The sequence below is a fragment of the Clostridioides sp. LIBA-6822 genome (genome assembly GCF_056688955.1).
Map to the genome: position 1 here is coordinate 1,299,973 of NZ_CP196995.1, position 16,902 is coordinate 1,316,874.

Here is a 16,902-nt window from a genome sequence, read left to right on the forward strand (position 1 = left end):
AATGAAGTTTAATTATAAGGGAAGAGGATTTGTAATAATAACTTTAACTGCAATGTTAGTTGTAGTAGGAACAGTGAATTATCAATTGAGTAAGAAGTCTTTATTAGAAACATCAAAAGAGTTTAAGGCATATGAAGAAGCGCAATTACAGAAAAATACTGATGATAGCGATAGTAGTAAAACAGAGGATTCTAGTAATGTAAATAAACAAGATGGAAAGGAAAGTGCTGATATTGACATAGTCGATAGTAAAACTAGTAAAATAAAAGAAAAGGCAACTGAAACAAGCAAAGAAATAAAAGCTCAACTATCATCTGAGAAAAATATGAAAAAAGCATCTTATATTTTGGATATGAAAATGAATAGAGAAAAGCAAAGAAATGAATTAGTTCAAGATTTAAATGAAATGATAAATAATCCATCTACAACAGAAGAATCTAGAAAAGAAGCTTCTAATATGAAATTAAATATAGTTAAAATTCAAGAAAAAGAACTTCAAATAGAAAATCTCTTGAGTACAAAAGGATATGAAGAAGCATTAGTTTATATAAGTGATAGCAAAGTTAATGTAGTAGTAAATGAAGCTAAATTAGATAAGAAAGATGCAGCAAAAATATTTGACTTAGTTGCAGAACAAGCGAATGTAAAGTATGAAAATATTAAACTTACAAATAATAATAAAAAGTAAAAAATAAACCTCAGAATTAACTGAGGTTATTTTCTTGCAAAGTAGACTTGTATTTGGTATTATTATACTTATAAAAATAGTTCCTTAAAATCAGGAGGTAAGTTTTAATATGGAAGATAATAAGTTTGGACAAGTAAAAATATCTAATGATGTAATAGCTACAATAGCTGGTTTAGCAGCATTAGAAGTTGAAGGCATAGAAACTACAGCAACATTAACAGATAAGTTGTTAAAAAATAATGGAGTAAAAATACAAATAGAAGAAGAGGATGTTAATTTAGATGTAATGGTTATGATAAAATATGGAATGTCAATACCAGATACAGCTTTTAAAGTTCAAGAAAATGTAAAAAATACTGTTGAGACAATGACAGGACTGAAGGTTTCTCAAGTAAATATACACATTCAAGGAATCAGCTTTAAGAAAGATAAAGTTGATAAAGAAGAAGCAAAAGCAACTAAGAAAAATTAATATTAGCCCTCTGAAAAGTCAGAGGGTTTTTTGTTGGCATCTGATTTTTATATAGATAATTAAACTTAAAGGAGAATTTTGATTGATGAAAAAAGATAGGGCACAAAAGAGTACAACAAGAGAATATATAATGAAACTTATATACCAGATAAATATTAATAAAGAAGATTTTGAGGCTTTAGAAGATAAAGTAGATACTTTTTTAAAAGATAATTCGGAGCATATTATAAATAGATATGAAGAACTTGCACTTCAGTATTCAAATAATGCAAATTTAAAATTAGAAGATATTAAGCTTGAAGATGTTATAGACAGAAAGTATATAAACAGAGTATGCAAAGAACTAAAAGAAAATCATGATAAGATAGATGAGTTAATAAATAAGCATGCTAAAAACTGGACAGTAGATAGAATGCCAAAGGTAGATGTGTCTATACTTAGATTATCTGTATGTGAAATAGCTTATTTGGATACTCCTAATAAAGTATCAATAAATGAAGCTGTAGAACTTGCAAAGATATATTGTGATGATAAGTCTCCTAAGTTTATAAATGGTATATTGGGAAGTGTTGTTGATGAAATCGGGAAATAATATAATAATTGGAATTGATACTAGCTGCTATACTACTTCTATAGCAGCTATCTCTTTAGATAAGAAAGTTATCTTTAATGAAAAAATAATGTTGGAAGTAAAAGAAAATACCAAAGGTCTAAGACAGAGTGAAGCTGTATTCCAGCATGTAAATAATTTAGGACTTCTCAGTGATAGAATAAAATCATTTAAAGGTAAGTTTAATGTAGAAGGTGTCTGTTCATCTATAAGACCTAGACCAGTTGAAAACTCATATATGCCTGTATTTAATGTAGGATATAATTTTGGAAAGTTATTATCAAGCATGTATGGTTGTAGATTTTATGAGACTACTCATCAAGAAAATCACATTGAAGCAAGTTTATTAAATAGTAAATTAAAAAATAATAATAGATTTATTTCTGTTCACATGTCTGGTGGCACTACAGAGATACTTTTAATAAGCAAATTGGATAGTAATTATAATATATGGGATAATAACTTAGATGCAATTACCAAAATAAGTAATAAAAAAGATGATAAAAGTAAGTTATGCAATAATTTTGGATATAATATAGATATAATTGGAGGAAGTAAAGATATTAGTTTTGGTCAACTTATAGATAGAGTAGGAGTTAAGTTAGGATATAAATTTCCTTCAGGAAAATATTTAGATGAAAATGCTTTAAATTATAATCTTAAAATAGAAAGTGGTCTAAAAACTTCTGTGAGAGATGGATATATGAATTTATCTGGATTAGAAAATCAGGTAAATAAGATTATAGAGGATAATAGAGATAATACCAATCAAAAAGAATATGTATCTAAATTAGTATTAGATTCAGTAGTTAGAAATATGTTTAAATCTTTAGTGTATTTATGTGAAACTTATAATATAAATGAAGTAGTTTTTGCAGGTGGAGTTTCTGCAAGTAAGTATATTCTCAAAGAATTAAGTCTAAAATTAAGAAAAAAACATATAGAAGCTCATTTTACAGAGCCACAATATTCAACTGATAATGCTGTTGGGTGTGCTATAATAGGATTGAATAACTTTTTAGGAGAAAGAGTATGAAACTAAGAGCTTTAGATATAAGTGAAGCAAATTCATATATTAAAAGAATTTTAATAAACGACCCAATACTTTCTAATCTTAAGGTTAAGGGAGAAATTTCTAATTTTAAGGTTCATAGTAGTGGGAATGTGTATTTATCACTTAAAGATGAATCATCAAAGTTAAACTGTGTAATTTTTAAAAGCAATTTTAATCGTAATCTAAAATTGGACAATGGTGTGAAAGTTATAGCTAGTGGATATATATCAGTCTATGAGAGAGATGGTGCGTATCAATTATACATTAACCAAATTGAAATAGAGGGAATAGGAAATTTACACATAGAATTCAATAGATTAAAAGAAAAACTTAATAAAGAAGGGCTATTTGACTCAAAATACAAGATACCTATACCTAAAATGCCAAAATCAATTGGAGTTATAACATCTCCAACAGGTGCTGTTATAAGAGATATAATAAATGTTATAAAAAGAAGATACCCTAAAATTAATATAAAGCTTTATCCAGTAACAGTTCAAGGAGATAAATCAGCAGAAGAAATATGTGAAGCAATTAGATTTTTTAATCATATGAAGAATGTTGATACACTTATAATTGGTAGAGGTGGTGGGTCAATAGAAGAGCTTTGGTCTTTTAATGATGAAATGGTAGCAAGAGAGGTTTTTAATTCTCAGATTCCAATAATATCAGCAGTTGGGCATGAAACTGATTTTACTATTTGTGATTTTGTAGCTGATATGAGAGCACCAACACCATCAGCAGCAGCAGAGATTGCTACTCCATCATTAGATGATATAAATTACAAGCTTGGAAATATAAAAAGTAGAATGAGTAAGTCTCTTACAAATCAAATTGAACTAGACCAATACAAGCTAGAGTCAGCGTTTAACAAGATAAATAACTATTTAGATTCTTATACAATAAAAGATAAAGTTATACAATTAGATAAAATATATGATAAAATAATTTTTGGAATAGAAAATAATTTGAAATTGGAAGAAGAGAAACTAATAAAGATTGGAGCTTTACTTCATAATTTAAGTCCACTAGCTACTATGGATAGAGGTTATAGTATAGCCCAGAAAGATGGAAAAGTAATAAACAGTATAAATGGATTAAAAACAAAAGATATGATAGATATAGTATTAAAAGATGGAAATTTAGAATGTATGATAGATAAAATTGAAAATAAAGAGGTATAGTATGAATTTAACCTATGAAGAAGCTTATAAAAGATTGGAGAGTATTTTAAACGAGTTAGAATCTAAAAATGCTAGCTTAGATGAATCTTTGAGCTTGTATGAAGAAGGTATAAGCCTTTATAAACATTGTAATAAGCTTTTAGATGATGCTAAATTGAAAATAAGTAAATTTAATCAATTAGGAATAGAAGAAGATTTTAAAATCGAGGAGGAGTAAAATTGGAATTTAAACAATGTCTGAAAGAAAAAGCAAGTTTTATAGAAAATGTACTTAAAGAATATATGCCTAAAGAAGAAGGATATCAAAAAACTGTTATTGAAGCTATGAACTACAGTTTAAGTGCTGGAGGTAAGAGATTAAGACCAATACTTACATTAGAAGCTTGTAAAATAGTTGGAGGTAATGAAGAAGAAGCTATTCCTTTTGCTGTGGCAATTGAAATGATACATACATATTCTCTAATACATGATGATTTACCAGCTCTTGACAATGATGATTTAAGAAGAGGAAGACCAACAAATCATAAAGTATACGGAGAAGCTATGGGTATTTTAGCAGGGGATGCTCTACTAAATTATGCTTTTGAAGTTATGCTTTCAGGTTCAATCAATAAAGAAAATCCAGAAAAATACTTAAAAGCTATAAATGAAATTGCTAAAGGTGCTGGTATATATGGAATGATAGGCGGTCAGGTAGTAGATGTAGAAAGTGAAAATAAACAAATTGAAAAAGAAAAATTAGATTATATACATATGAATAAAACTGCTGCAATGATGGTGGGCTGTATGAGAGCAGGAGCTATTATAGGTGGAGCAAATTCAGAACAGATGGAAGAAATAACTAAATATGCAAAAAATATCGGATTATCATTCCAGATAGTAGATGATATACTAGATATAGTGGGAGATGAAGCGAAGTTAGGAAAAAAAGTTGGAAGTGATATAGAAAATCACAAGTCAACGTACCCATCACTTTTAGGTTTAGATAAATCTAAAGAAATTGCATATAATTTGATTGATGAAGCAAAGAAAAGTATAGAAAAATTATCTGACGATGTAGATTTTTTAAAGGGATTGGCTGAATATATAATAGATAGGGAATACTAAAATATACAGCTAAAATCGAGGAGGGAAAAATGGACTTTTTTTCGGAGATTTTTAACAATGGGGCTTTGGGAATAAGTCTGATTGCTTGTTTCTTGGCACAATTTATAAAAATATTTACTGGTAAGGAAAAAAGAATTGAGTTATCAAGAATACTTATTTCAGGAGGTATGCCTAGTTCCCATAGTTCTTTTGTTACAAGTTTAGCTACAGTGGTAGGTATTGAAAAAGGGTTTAATTCTACTGATTTTGCTATAATTACTGTGCTTGCCTTGATTATAATGTATGATGCAGCAGGTGTTAGACGGGCTGTAGGTAAACAAGCTATTATATTAAATCAAATAGTAGCAGATATACAGCATGGAAAGCATATAGAGCAGAAGAAATTAAAAGAATTAATAGGTCACACACCACTAGAAGTTTGGTTTGGAGCTTTACTCGGAATAGTAACAGCTTTAATATTGATGTAAATTTAAAATTTACAAAACAAAGGTGAGGATAATATGTATAAATATTTAGATAAAGTAAATTCTCCAAAGGATATAAAAAATATGAGCATAGAAGAAATGGATTTACTTGCAAAAGATATAAGAAAATTTTTAGTAAAATCTGTTTCTAAGACAGGTGGACACTTAGCTTCTAATTTAGGAGTAGTTGAGTTAACATTAGCTCTTCATAAAGTGTTTGACAGTCCTAAAGATAAAATCGTATGGGATGTAGGACATCAATCTTATGTTCATAAAATAGTTACTGGAAGAAAAGATTGTTTTATATCTTTGAGACAATTTAATGGACTAAGTGGTTTTCCAAAGGAGAGTGAAAGTCCTCATGATATTTTTGACACAGGACATAGCAGTACATCTATTTCTGTAGCTACAGGTATTGCCTGTGCTAGAGATATAAAAAAAGAAAATTACAGTGTTATATCTGTGATTGGAGATGGTTCTATAACTGGAGGTATGGCACTTGAAGCTTTAAATCAATTGGGATATATCAATACCAATATGATAGTAATCCTTAATGATAATGAGATGTCCATAGATAAAAATGTTGGTGGAATGTCTAAATATCTGTCAAGTATTATAAGAAATTCAACAGTTGAAAAAATGACAGATGAAGTTGATAAAATTTTAAACGTTACATCAACAGGCGAAATTTTATCTAAAACTGCACATAGATTTAAAGACAAGTTGATGTATAGTTTTTCTCCTCAAGATTGTTCATTTTTTGATTCATTAGGTATAAAATATTATGGTCCTATAGATGGTCATAATACTAAAGAATTAATAGATATATTGAGGAAGGCTAAACACAAAAAAGGGCCTGTACTTTTACACGTAATTACGAGAAAAGGAAAAGGGTACAGATTTGCGGAGGAGCAACCTGATAAATATCATGGAGTATCAAAATTTGATATAAAGACAGGTGTTACATCTTCAAAAGTTAAGTCTATGTCAGCTAGTGTTGGAGAAAAACTGGTTGATATGGCTAGCGATAATGAAGATATAGTAGCAATAACAGCTGCGATGCCATCTGGTACTGGGTTAAATTTATTTGAAAGTGCATACCCAAAAAGATATTATGATGTTGGTATAGCTGAACAACATGCAACAGGGTTTGCAGCAGGACTTGCAAAAAATGGTATGAAACCTTACTTTGCTGTATATTCATCGTTTTTGCAAAGAGCATATGACCAAATTATTCATGATGTATGTATAACTAAAAAGCCTGTTACTTTTCTTATAGATAGAGCTGGATTAGTTGGAAATGATGGAGAAACTCATCATGGTATGTTTGATTTAAGTTACTTGAATTCTATTCCAAATATTGTAGTAATGGCACCAAAAGATACAAGAGAGATGGAACTTATGATGGATTTATCATTAAAATTAGACTATCCATTAGCAATTAGATATCCAAGAGGAAATAGCTATTACTTGGACAAGGGAGAATATAAAGAACTTGTATTAGGAAAGTATGAAGTATTAGATGATGGACAAGATACAGTTATACTTTCTATTGGAAGTATGGTAAAACATGCTTTGGGTGCTAAAGAAATATTATTGAAAGAAGGAATAAATCCAACAATAGTTAATGCTAGATTCCTAAAGCCAATGGATGAAGATATGTTGAATGTTTTATTAAAGACTCACAAAAATGTAGTTACAATAGAAGACAACGTTGTAACTGGAGGGTTTGGAAGTAGAATAAACAAGTTTATTATAGATAATGAGTATAAGATAAATATACTCAATATAGCAATACCAGAAGAATTTATAAAACATGGTAATGCAGATGAGTTATATGATTTTGTAGGATTATCCTCAGAGAGTATTGCTGATAAAATAAGAAAGTTAGTTATTGAATAAAAAGCTAATGAAAATATTATAAATTAAGACTGATATGAAATATAAAATTTATCAATTAGAATAAATATCAAGTGTGTTACTTAAAGCTACTTTAGTTATTATTAAAGTAGCTTTTAACAGAAAGGTAATTTTATGAAAAAGAGAATAGATTTATTGTTAGTAGAACAAGGTCATTTTGAAAGTAGAGAAAGAGCTAAAAAAGCAATAATGGCTGGTCTAATTTTTGTTGATAATCAAAGGTGTGATAAGGCTGGCACAGAAGTAAAAGAGGACTGTAATATAGAAGTAAAAGGAAATCCAATACCATATGTAAGTAGGGGTGGTTTAAAGCTTGAAAAAGCAATGAAAAACTTTGATTTAACTATTGATGGAAAGGTATGTATGGATATAGGTGCATCTACAGGTGGTTTTACAGATTGTATGCTCAAAAACGGAGCAATAAAAGTATTTTCTATAGATGTTGGTTATGGTCAACTTGCTTGGAAATTGAGACAAGATGATAGAGTTGTGTGTATGGAAAGAACCAATATAAGAAATGTAACAATAGAAGATACAAAGCAGTTTGCTGATTTTGCATCAATTGATGTGTCTTTTATATCATTAAAACTAGTACTTCCAAAAGCTAAGGAGTTAGTACGCCATGATGGAGAAATTGTTGCTTTAATTAAACCTCAATTTGAGGCAGGAAGAGAAAAAGTAGGTAAAAAAGGTGTAGTTAGAGAAAAATCTACACATATAGAAGTTATAAAAATGATTTCAGACTTTTCGGTTAAAAATGGATTTGAAATTTTAGGATTAGACTTTTCTCCAATTAAGGGTCCTGAAGGAAATATAGAATATTTAATTCATTTGAGAAATGGTAATGAAGGTTATGAGTTTAATAGTGACATACACAATAACAAAATAATAGAAGTCGTTGAGGCTTCTCATAATTTAGATAAATAGACTAAAAGGGGGCTTAGACTTGATCCTCGAATTATATATGAAAAATTGTGCTTTAGTTGAAGAGCTAAGGTTGAGTATTGATAAAAATTTAAATATACTTACAGGTGAAACTGGTTCAGGAAAATCTATAATAATAGATGCACTTGGACTTTGTCTAGGTGATAAATACGATAGGTCTTTTCTAAGAAAAGGAACAGACAAGGGACTTATTGAGGCCGTATTTTTGTCAGATAATATATATTTAAAAAAAATACTAGACGAAAATGATATAAGTATAGAAGATGACAATTTGTTAGTCATAACTAGATTGATATATTCAGATGGAAAGAGTACTGCTAGAGTAAATGGAAGAACTGTTAAAGTATCTCTTCTTAGAGAAATTGCATCAACACTTATAGATATACATGGTCAACATCAAAATCAAGCTTTATTTAATAAAGATACTCATTTGAAATTTCTAGACCTTTTTGGAGAAAATGAATTAGAAAAATTTAAAGTTGCCTATAAAAAAGTGTATAACAAGTATAGTGAGGTAAAAAAAGCTTTAAATTGTTTGACAGAAAATAAAGATGAGATGCAAATTCAAAGAGAAATAGATTTATTAAAATTTCAAATAAATGAAATAGAAGTTGCAAATTTAAATAAAAATGAATATGAAGATTTATTAAAACAAAGAGAAGTTTATAGGAATAGTGAAAAGATATATAATAATTTAAATTTAAGTTATAGCAAGTTACATAATGGTGAGTATAATGTTATTGACCTAATAGGTCTTGCATCTAAAGAGCTTAATGACATATCAAAATATGACAGTGTTTTGAGTGAATATAGTGATACTGTAGAAAGAATTATGTATGAATTACAAGATATATCTGGTGATATAAGAAATTACAAAGATAATATAGACTTTGAGCCTTATGAGCTAGAGCAGATTGAACTTAGAATTGATGAGATTAACAATTTAAGAAGAAAATATGGAGATAGTATAGACGATATATTTGAGTATTATGAAAAGATAAAAGATAGATTAGATGAGATACTAAATAGAGATGAAAGAGTTGAACAATTAAAAAGTCAACTTATGAATATAGAAGAAGATTTAAAAATAAAAGCTAATAAATTGACCAAAGCAAGAAAAGAAGTAGCAACTACTTTAGAGAAAATACTTCTTGATGAATTAAAAAGTCTAAACATGAAAAATGTAATGTTCAAAGTTAATTTTGAAGAAGGTCAATTTACTTTAAATGGAGTAGATGATATTGAATTTATGATATCTTTTAACTTAGGAGAAGATATTAAACCAATATATAAAGTTGCATCAGGTGGTGAGATGTCAAGATTTATGTTGGCATTTAAGACAATATTAGCTGATATAGATGATATTGATACATTAGTGTTTGATGAAATAGATACAGGGATAAGTGGTATAGCAGCACAAATTGTTGGTGAGAAATTAAGTGATATAGCAAAGAAAAAACAAATAATATGTATAACTCACTTACCTCAAATTGCGGCAAATGCAGATACTCATTATTGTATAGAGAAAGACACTTCAAATAATAGGACATTTACTAATGTTAGTAAACTAAATCAATCTCAAAGAAAAAATGAAATTGCTAGACTTATAGCAGGTAATAATATAACAGAGAAAACTATTGAACATGCAAGTGAAATCATTGAAATGGCTAAAAAATGCTAGTTAAGAAAGATTGCTCTAATATAGATGTAAAGAATTTTCTATCTGAATACTTTACATCTATTTTTTATGACAAAATAATTTTATATTATTTAATGTAGACATTAAAAACATAAAATTTAAAGGTTTATAAATTTGTAACTTTGAAATTTTTAGATGCTTAAGTATAATATTATGTATAAGGTATTAGTGAGGGGGGCATAAATTGAATAAAAAAAATACTATGCACTTAATTTTTACAATTGTAATTTTTATTTTATTATGGTATATGATATTGACAATGAATGAAATTAACAAAAACATAGAAAACTATAATAATAAATTAGAGTACTTGTCACAAGAAATTATGAACACCAAGTCAGATATTAGTAATACGATAAATGAAGAAATGTCGAAAAGCTATATAACTAAAAGTATTGATTTAAAAGTTAAAAAGCTTGAAAAAGAAGAATGTATTATTGAGGTAGATATTCAATTGAGTAAGCTGGGTAAAGATGGCAAAGTATTTTTCATGTATAAAGAAGATAATAATAAATGGAATGAAATTAAAATGACAAAACATGGAGAATTATCGTATGCTTGTGAGATGAAAATAAAGACAGGCAATGAATATGACTATAAAGTAGTTACAAATGGGACAATATCTGAAAGCTCAGATGTACAAAAGCTAACTACATCTGATTATATGCCTGAACAACCTGTATTTAATTCCGGAATAAGGGATAATAAAGAATATTTTATTGAAATAATAGAAAATAGTAATCTCTTAAATCATGAAAGTGAAAAGTCAAAAAATAAAGTTTATAACAATATAAGATTAAAGAAAGTAGATATCATTGTAAATGAAGGGAAAAAAGATACTGTATGCAAAGCAAAATCTGTTAAAATCTCAGATGATGATAAAAACAATAATTCAAATGAAAGTCAAGTAAATTATGAAGCTGCTTTTCCTAAAAGGGATATTGATGATATAGTTTATATTAAAGCCAAGCTTACATACAGTAATGGAGTAGAATACATAAAGGATATAACTGAAGAGGTAACTATGGGACTACAAGATTTAGAAAAATAAATACATATACAAATAAAGTTAGTCAATAAAATAGAGTATAAATAAAATCTTAGTAGTTTTATTTATACTCTGTTAAATAAAATTATAATTTTAATTCCATATATCTAGCACCTTCAATCGGATTATAAGTATACGGTTCTATATCATAGAAACCAAGCTTTTCATATAGTCCTTGAGCACTTTTCATGCTTGGAAGAGTGTCTAGTCTCATATATGCATATCCAATTTCTTTTGCCTCTTTAATAATTTCTTCTAATAGTAGTTTTCCTATTTTTAGTCCTCTAAATTGATTTCTTACATATAATCTTTTTAACTCACATATTTTGCCTTCAAGTTTTTTTAGAGCAACACAACCTGATAAATTTCCATCAACAAATGCTAATATCAATGAACCAGAAGGTTTTTTGTATTTTCCTGGAAGTGTTTTTAATTCATTGTTAAAGTCTTGAAAACATAAGTCTATATTTAGAGAATTCGAATATTCAGTAAATAAAATTTTTACATTTTCAAGGTTTTCCAAGTCTTTTTCTTCAACAAATTCTAAAGTTATATTTTGAGCCATTTTATCCATCATTATATAAATATGTTTATATAACGACTTCACCTCCTTGATATATGTATATTTTTGTTAATATCAATTAGATTTTAATACCATTACTTTTTCACCACCATAGTCAAGTTCTCCATTAAACTCAAATCCAAAATCTTTATAAAGCTTGATAGCCGTTTTGTTGTTATCAAATATACTAAGATATAATTCATCACAGTTATATTCTTTTTTAAGAAGATTTATAAGATAATCTAAGGATGCTTTTCCGTATCCTCTGCCTTGATACTTTGAATCAATCATGAATCTATCAAGCCAAACTCTGTCATCTTCTAGACGACCATACATAGCGAATCCTATCAATGAATTCTCATCATATATTCCAACAGGTATCCAAGCTGTTATAAATTTAGATTCAGCAATAGAAAGTGCATTGCTTTCTATATAATCTAATTGACTTTTATCTACAGACAAATTAACTAAATCATGCCAATTATTTATGTCTGCAATTCTTACATTTAATTTCAAGATATTACCGCCCTTCAAACTTTTTGTTACAATATAATACTATCATATTATATATTAAAAATCACTTAGTAAGATACTCAGCAAGGTTTTTAAATGAATAAATTTTCTGGAAAAAGGAATTATAAATACATAATAATACAGCATAGGAGTAGATGAATATATGAACAAAGCAAATAAAAATTTCAAAAATATTTGGATAATATTAGGAGCTGTATCGATTTTTATGATGGTTATAATTTTTCAAAATAAGAATTATAATATAAATAAAGAAACTCCAATAGAAGCTTTTACAATTAAGAATCATGATAAAAAATTCGTATATCCACTTGGAAATATAATTGGAGTAAAAGCCAATACGGATGGTGTATTGGTCTTAGGATATGAGGAAGAAGATGTAGATTATATTGGAGGCATACAAATTGGTGATAATATAGTAAAAATAGATAATAAAAGGATAAAAAACAGTCAAGATGTATCAGAAATTTTGAACAAGGCTAAAAAAAGTAAAGTTGAAGTGACTTTTGAGAGAAAGAATAAGTATAAGACAGAAATAATAGAAACTAAAAGAGAAAATGGTAAATATAAGCTTGGTCTTTGGGTAAGAGATAAAATATCTGGAATTGGAACTATGACTTTCTATGACCCTAGTATGGAAAAGTTCAAAGCAATTGGTCATGCCATAAAAGATTCGGATACTAATGAACTATTAAAAATAAAACAAGGATATATATATAAGCCAGAAAAGCTAAAAATAGTAAAGGCTAGTAATGAAAAAATCGGTAAAATAAAAGGCGACTTTAATGATAGCAATTTAATGGGTAATTTCTCGAATAATTCAGAGTTAGGTATAAGTGGTAATATTACAAATAAACAGAACAAAGAATTTGATTTGGCAAATAAAGAAATGCAATTGATAGAAGTTGGAAGACCACAAGATGTAAAAATAGGAAATGCAGTAATTCTTTTTGAAGATAAAAATAAGAATATAACAAGCTATGATATAAAAATAGAAAGTATAGTATATGATAAAGGAAATTATAGAGATATGGTAATAAAAGTAGTAGATGATAAGTTATTGGAATACACAGGAGGTATTGTACAGGGGATGAGTGGAGCCCCAATAATACAAAATAATAAAATTATTGGTGCAATAACTCATGTTTTTAGAGATAATCCGAAAAAAGGATATGGTATTTTTATAGATGAAATGATAAAATTGTAGGTGAGGCATTAAAAAATTTTATTATTTTATCAATTATCTAGAAGGAATATAATTTTGAAGTGTCGAATATGCATTAGAGTAGATAATTAAGAGCAATTGTGTAAAAAGTTTAGTTTTCTGTAATAAGAAGATGTTTTTTAATGGGGGGATTTTTAGTGGAAAAAATCAAAATAGTTTTAGCAGATGACAATAAGGATTTTTGTCAGGTATTAAAAGAGTATTTGTCTAATGAGGATGATATCGATATATTAGGCATAGCTAAGGATGGAATTGAAGCATTAGACTTAGTAAAAAAGACACAACCGGACTTATTAATATTAGACGTAATAATGCCACATCTAGATGGATTAGGTGTAATTGAAAAATTGAATACTATGGATATACCTAAAATGCCAAAAATAATAGTACTATCAGCAGTAGGTCAGGATAAGATAACTCAAAGCGCAATAAATCTAGGAGCAGATTACTACATAGTAAAGCCGTTTGATTTTGTTGTGTTTATAAACAGAATTAGAGAATTGGTTTCTAATAGAGTTGCTCAAGTTGAGCCAAAGCCTAGACCAGTTCAAGAAACTCAAATGACTAGAAGTGATTTCGTTAAGAATGTAGGAAATATAGAAACAGAAATCACAAATATAATACATGAAATAGGAGTACCAGCTCATATAAAAGGGTATTTATATTTAAGAGAAGCGATTAAAATGGTTATTGATAATGTTGAGCTTTTAGGTGCAGTAACAAAGGAGTTATATCCAAGTATAGCTAAAAAATTCAATACAACACCAAGTAGAGTTGAAAGAGCAATCAGACATGCGATAGAGGTTGCATGGAGTAGAGGAAAAGTTGACACAATAAATCAACTATTTGGATATACAGTACACAATACTAAAGGAAAACCAACTAACTCAGAATTTATAGCAATGATTGCTGACAAATTAAGACTAGAGCATAGTATGGTTAAATAAATAGACACAAAAAGTAAGGCTTTTTAATTAAGGCATTGGCGATAAATATGTATTACAAGTAGCGAAATGGTATAACCAGTAGGGTTATGCTGTTTCGCTATTTTAATAAGTATAAAATTTTTTCTTTATTTTTTCTTTATTATTCATTCAATATATTAATATAATAAATTTATTTATACTATGCTTATAGTATATGTCTTTATAAGTTGCAAAATGGAAGGAGTTTATTTTTTTAAAATGAATGTTGAATAAAATATAATAAACTTTATATTTTAAAGAATATTGTTGAATGTGTTAAATAAAAAAATAATAGAATATAGTATTATAAATGCCAAAGATGCAAAACAAACTTAAAACATTTATTTTATTGTTAAGTAATGCTATAATATAATGTGATTTTAATAATGATAGTGGAGGTTTAAAAATGAGAGTCGAGGCCCCTATAAAAGTAGATCGAAAAACCAAAAAACTTGCTAAAAGAGTTGAAAGTGGGGAAATAGCAGTTATAAATCATATCGATATAGATGAAGTTGCTGCAAACTCTTTAGTAGAAGCTAAAATAAAACTTGTCATAAATGCGGCTCCTTCTATAAGTGGTAGGTATCCCAATAAAGGTCCAGGAATATTAACTGAAAATAATATACTAATAATTGATAATATTGGAGAAGAATTATTTGAAGAATTAAAAGAAGGGGAAACTATAGAAGTTGTAGATGGAAAGATATATAGAGAAGGAAAATTTTTAGGTGCAGGCGAAGTTTTAGACAAGTATGAAGTTTCACACCAAATAAAGGCTGCTTATGAAAATTTAGCTGTAGAATTGGACAGATTTATAGATAATACTATAGATTATGCTAAAAAAGAAAAAGGATTTATACTTGGAGAAGTAGAAATCCCAAAAGTGAAAACTAATTATGCTAATAAACATGTATTGATAGTTGTAAGAGGTCAGGACTATAAAGAAGATTTAAGTACTATGCTTTCTTATATAGAAGAGGTAAAGCCAGTCTTGGTTGGTGTTGACGGAGGAGCAGATGCTTTAATTGAGTTTGGATATACTCCAGATGTAATCGTAGGAGATATGGATAGTGTAAGTGACGATGCTTTAAAGAAGGCTAGCGAAATAGTAGTACATGCTTATACAGATGGAAGGGCACCAGGTCTTAAGAGAGTTCAGGAGTTAGGTTTAGATGCAATTGTATTTCCTGCACCAGGAACTAGTGAAGATATAGCTATGCTTATTGCTTATGAGTATAAAGCAGAGTTAATAGTAGCAGTTGGTACACATTCAAATATGATTGATTTCCTTGAAAAGGGAAGAAAAGGTATGGCAAGTACCTTTTTAGTTAGGCTTAAAATAGGCTCAAAGCTTATAGATGCTAAAGGAGTTAATCTGTTATATAGAAGTAAGTTAAAAATAAAGTACATATGGGCATTAATAGCAACAGCTTTATTTCCTGTGTTGGTAGTAGCATCGTTGTCACCAGGAGTTCAACAATTTATACAACTAATGCAATTAAAGTTTAGAGTATTATTACAGATGTAAATTTTAGGAGGATAAATATGCATATTAATATGAAATATTATATAGTCACTATAGGTGCTATATTTATAGCTTTGGGTATAGGCATGTTAGTAGGATTTAACTTAAATAATAATCAACAATTAAGTGAACAACAAGCAAATATAATAAATGATTTAGATGATAAGTTTAATATTTTAAAAGAAAAAAACGATAAACTTGATGGTGACCTAGCAAATGTAAATAAAGATTATGAAGAGGCGGTTAATTTTATAAATAAAAATGTAGATAAGATTTTAGCCGGTTCATTAAATGGTAAAAATATAGGAATAATATCAGCTAATGAAAATGACGATTATACAAAGAATATAGAAGACATAATAAATAAATCTAATGGAAATATTGCATTCAATATAGTATTAAAAGAAAATATAACAAGTCCAGAAAAGTTAAAAGAAATATCAACTAAATTGGGTGCAGATATAAAAAATTCAAGTGATGCTGTTAATTATATAATGGATACTCTTAAAAAGGAAGATGCAAGTGATATTCTGACATATCTTCAAGAACTAGATGTAATAAAATTTAACTCTCTTGGTAATACATATCTAAAATATGATTCTGTTGTAATAGCTGGTGGAAATGATGCAAAAGATAGTACAAAACAGTTTGAAAAGATAGAAAAGTTTGTAGTTTCAAAACTTAAATCAGAAAATAAATATTTAGTAGAAGTTCAAAATACAGGAGTTAAAACTTCTTATGTAGAACTATATTCTAAAAACAAGGTTGCAACTATAGATAATATTGATGAAGGAATAGGAAGTATATCTCTAGCTATTCTTTTACAACAAGGAAATATAGTTGGCAATTTTGGTAGATTAGATACTGCAACTTCATTGTTGCCATCTATTAAATAGAAATAAT

At 28.0% G+C, this 16,902-nt stretch carries 18 protein-coding genes; 16 read left to right on the forward strand and 2 right to left on the reverse strand.

Translation table 11 applies throughout. The features are described from left to right. Position 1: 1 nt before the first annotated feature. The 12 genes from ACTG48_RS06285 (at position 2) to ACTG48_RS06340 (ending at position 11,194) form a co-directional block, all read left to right on the forward strand. Positions 2 to 688, forward strand: coding sequence for a SpoIIIAH-like family protein (locus ACTG48_RS06285; RefSeq protein ID WP_021383962.1), 687 nt, complete (start codon positions 2 to 4; stop codon positions 686 to 688). A gap of 109 nt (positions 689 to 797) precedes the next feature. Continuing rightward, positions 798 to 1,160, forward strand: a complete 363-nt coding sequence (locus ACTG48_RS06290; RefSeq protein ID WP_021383951.1) for an Asp23/Gls24 family envelope stress response protein — start codon at positions 798 to 800, stop codon at positions 1,158 to 1,160. An 85-nt stretch (positions 1,161 to 1,245) separates the two neighbouring features. Beyond that, a complete protein-coding gene (gene nusB / locus ACTG48_RS06295) occupies positions 1,246 to 1,752 on the forward strand; it encodes a transcription antitermination factor NusB (protein ID WP_021383993.1) in 507 nt (168 codons plus the stop codon). Continuing rightward, a complete protein-coding gene (locus tag ACTG48_RS06300; protein ID WP_479918385.1) occupies positions 1,736 to 2,806 on the forward strand; it encodes a Kae1-like domain-containing protein in 1,071 nt (356 codons plus the stop codon). The genes nusB and ACTG48_RS06300 overlap by 17 nt, the downstream gene beginning before the upstream one ends. Continuing rightward, positions 2,803 to 4,008, forward strand: coding sequence for an exodeoxyribonuclease VII large subunit (gene xseA / locus ACTG48_RS06305; RefSeq protein WP_021383937.1), 1,206 nt, complete (start codon positions 2,803 to 2,805; stop codon positions 4,006 to 4,008). Before ACTG48_RS06300 ends, xseA begins: the two co-directional genes overlap by 4 nt. A gap of 1 nt (position 4,009) precedes the next feature. Next, positions 4,010 to 4,225, forward strand: a complete 216-nt coding sequence (xseB, locus tag ACTG48_RS06310; protein WP_003419178.1) for an exodeoxyribonuclease VII small subunit — start codon at positions 4,010 to 4,012, stop codon at positions 4,223 to 4,225. A 2-nt stretch (positions 4,226 to 4,227) separates the two neighbouring features. Further along, positions 4,228 to 5,115 (forward strand): polyprenyl synthetase family protein, encoded by an 888-nt coding sequence (locus ACTG48_RS06315; protein WP_021383981.1) that lies wholly within the window; start codon positions 4,228 to 4,230, stop codon positions 5,113 to 5,115. A gap of 29 nt (positions 5,116 to 5,144) precedes the next feature. Next, the gene (locus ACTG48_RS06320; protein WP_021383959.1) at positions 5,145 to 5,582 is read left to right on the forward strand and encodes a divergent PAP2 family protein; all 438 of its coding nucleotides are present in this window, start codon (positions 5,145 to 5,147) and stop codon (positions 5,580 to 5,582) included. Positions 5,583 to 5,615: 33 nt separating this feature from the next. Beyond that, positions 5,616 to 7,481 carry a 1-deoxy-D-xylulose-5-phosphate synthase gene (gene dxs, locus ACTG48_RS06325; RefSeq protein WP_021383934.1) on the forward strand — a complete coding sequence of 622 codons (1,866 nt, stop codon included), beginning with the start codon at positions 5,616 to 5,618 and terminating at the stop codon, positions 7,479 to 7,481. Positions 7,482 to 7,613: 132 nt separating this feature from the next. Continuing rightward, positions 7,614 to 8,426 carry a TlyA family RNA methyltransferase gene (locus tag ACTG48_RS06330; RefSeq protein WP_021383987.1) on the forward strand — a complete coding sequence of 271 codons (813 nt, stop codon included), beginning with the start codon at positions 7,614 to 7,616 and terminating at the stop codon, positions 8,424 to 8,426. Between the two features lie 19 nt (positions 8,427 to 8,445). After that, complete coding sequence (gene recN / locus ACTG48_RS06335) at positions 8,446 to 10,125, forward strand: DNA repair protein RecN (RefSeq protein ID WP_479918386.1); 1,680 nt, start codon at positions 8,446 to 8,448, stop codon at positions 10,123 to 10,125. A 202-nt stretch (positions 10,126 to 10,327) separates the two neighbouring features. Continuing rightward, positions 10,328 to 11,194: a hypothetical protein gene (locus tag ACTG48_RS06340; RefSeq protein WP_021383984.1), complete on the forward strand. Its 867-nt coding sequence runs from the start codon at positions 10,328 to 10,330 to the stop codon at positions 11,192 to 11,194. Positions 11,195 to 11,276: 82 nt separating this feature from the next. On the opposite strand, the gene ACTG48_RS06345 is transcribed toward ACTG48_RS06340, so the two are convergent. Next, positions 11,277 to 11,768, reverse strand: a complete 492-nt coding sequence (locus ACTG48_RS06345) for a GNAT family N-acetyltransferase (RefSeq protein ID WP_021383943.1) — start codon at positions 11,766 to 11,768, stop codon at positions 11,277 to 11,279. Between the two features lie 60 nt (positions 11,769 to 11,828). Continuing rightward, on the reverse strand, positions 11,829 to 12,269 hold the full coding sequence (locus ACTG48_RS06350) for a GNAT family N-acetyltransferase (protein WP_021383969.1): 441 nt from the start codon (positions 12,267 to 12,269) through the stop codon (positions 11,829 to 11,831). Between the two features lie 160 nt (positions 12,270 to 12,429). On the opposite strand from ACTG48_RS06350, the gene ACTG48_RS06355 reads away from it, so the two are divergent. From ACTG48_RS06355 to ACTG48_RS06370, 4 genes are all read left to right on the forward strand, one after another. Beyond that, positions 12,430 to 13,491, forward strand: a complete 1,062-nt coding sequence (locus tag ACTG48_RS06355) for a SpoIVB peptidase S55 domain-containing protein (protein ID WP_479918387.1) — start codon at positions 12,430 to 12,432, stop codon at positions 13,489 to 13,491. A gap of 140 nt (positions 13,492 to 13,631) precedes the next feature. Continuing rightward, positions 13,632 to 14,456, forward strand: a complete 825-nt coding sequence (spo0A, locus tag ACTG48_RS06360; RefSeq protein ID WP_021383996.1) for a sporulation transcription factor Spo0A — start codon at positions 13,632 to 13,634, stop codon at positions 14,454 to 14,456. Positions 14,457 to 14,880: 424 nt separating this feature from the next. Continuing rightward, the gene (gene steA / locus ACTG48_RS06365) at positions 14,881 to 16,002 is read left to right on the forward strand and encodes a putative cytokinetic ring protein SteA (protein ID WP_021383954.1); all 1,122 of its coding nucleotides are present in this window, start codon (positions 14,881 to 14,883) and stop codon (positions 16,000 to 16,002) included. Positions 16,003 to 16,019: 17 nt separating this feature from the next. Beyond that, positions 16,020 to 16,895 (forward strand): copper transporter, encoded by an 876-nt coding sequence (locus ACTG48_RS06370; RefSeq protein ID WP_479918388.1) that lies wholly within the window; start codon positions 16,020 to 16,022, stop codon positions 16,893 to 16,895. The last annotated feature ends 7 nt before the right edge of the window (positions 16,896 to 16,902 follow it).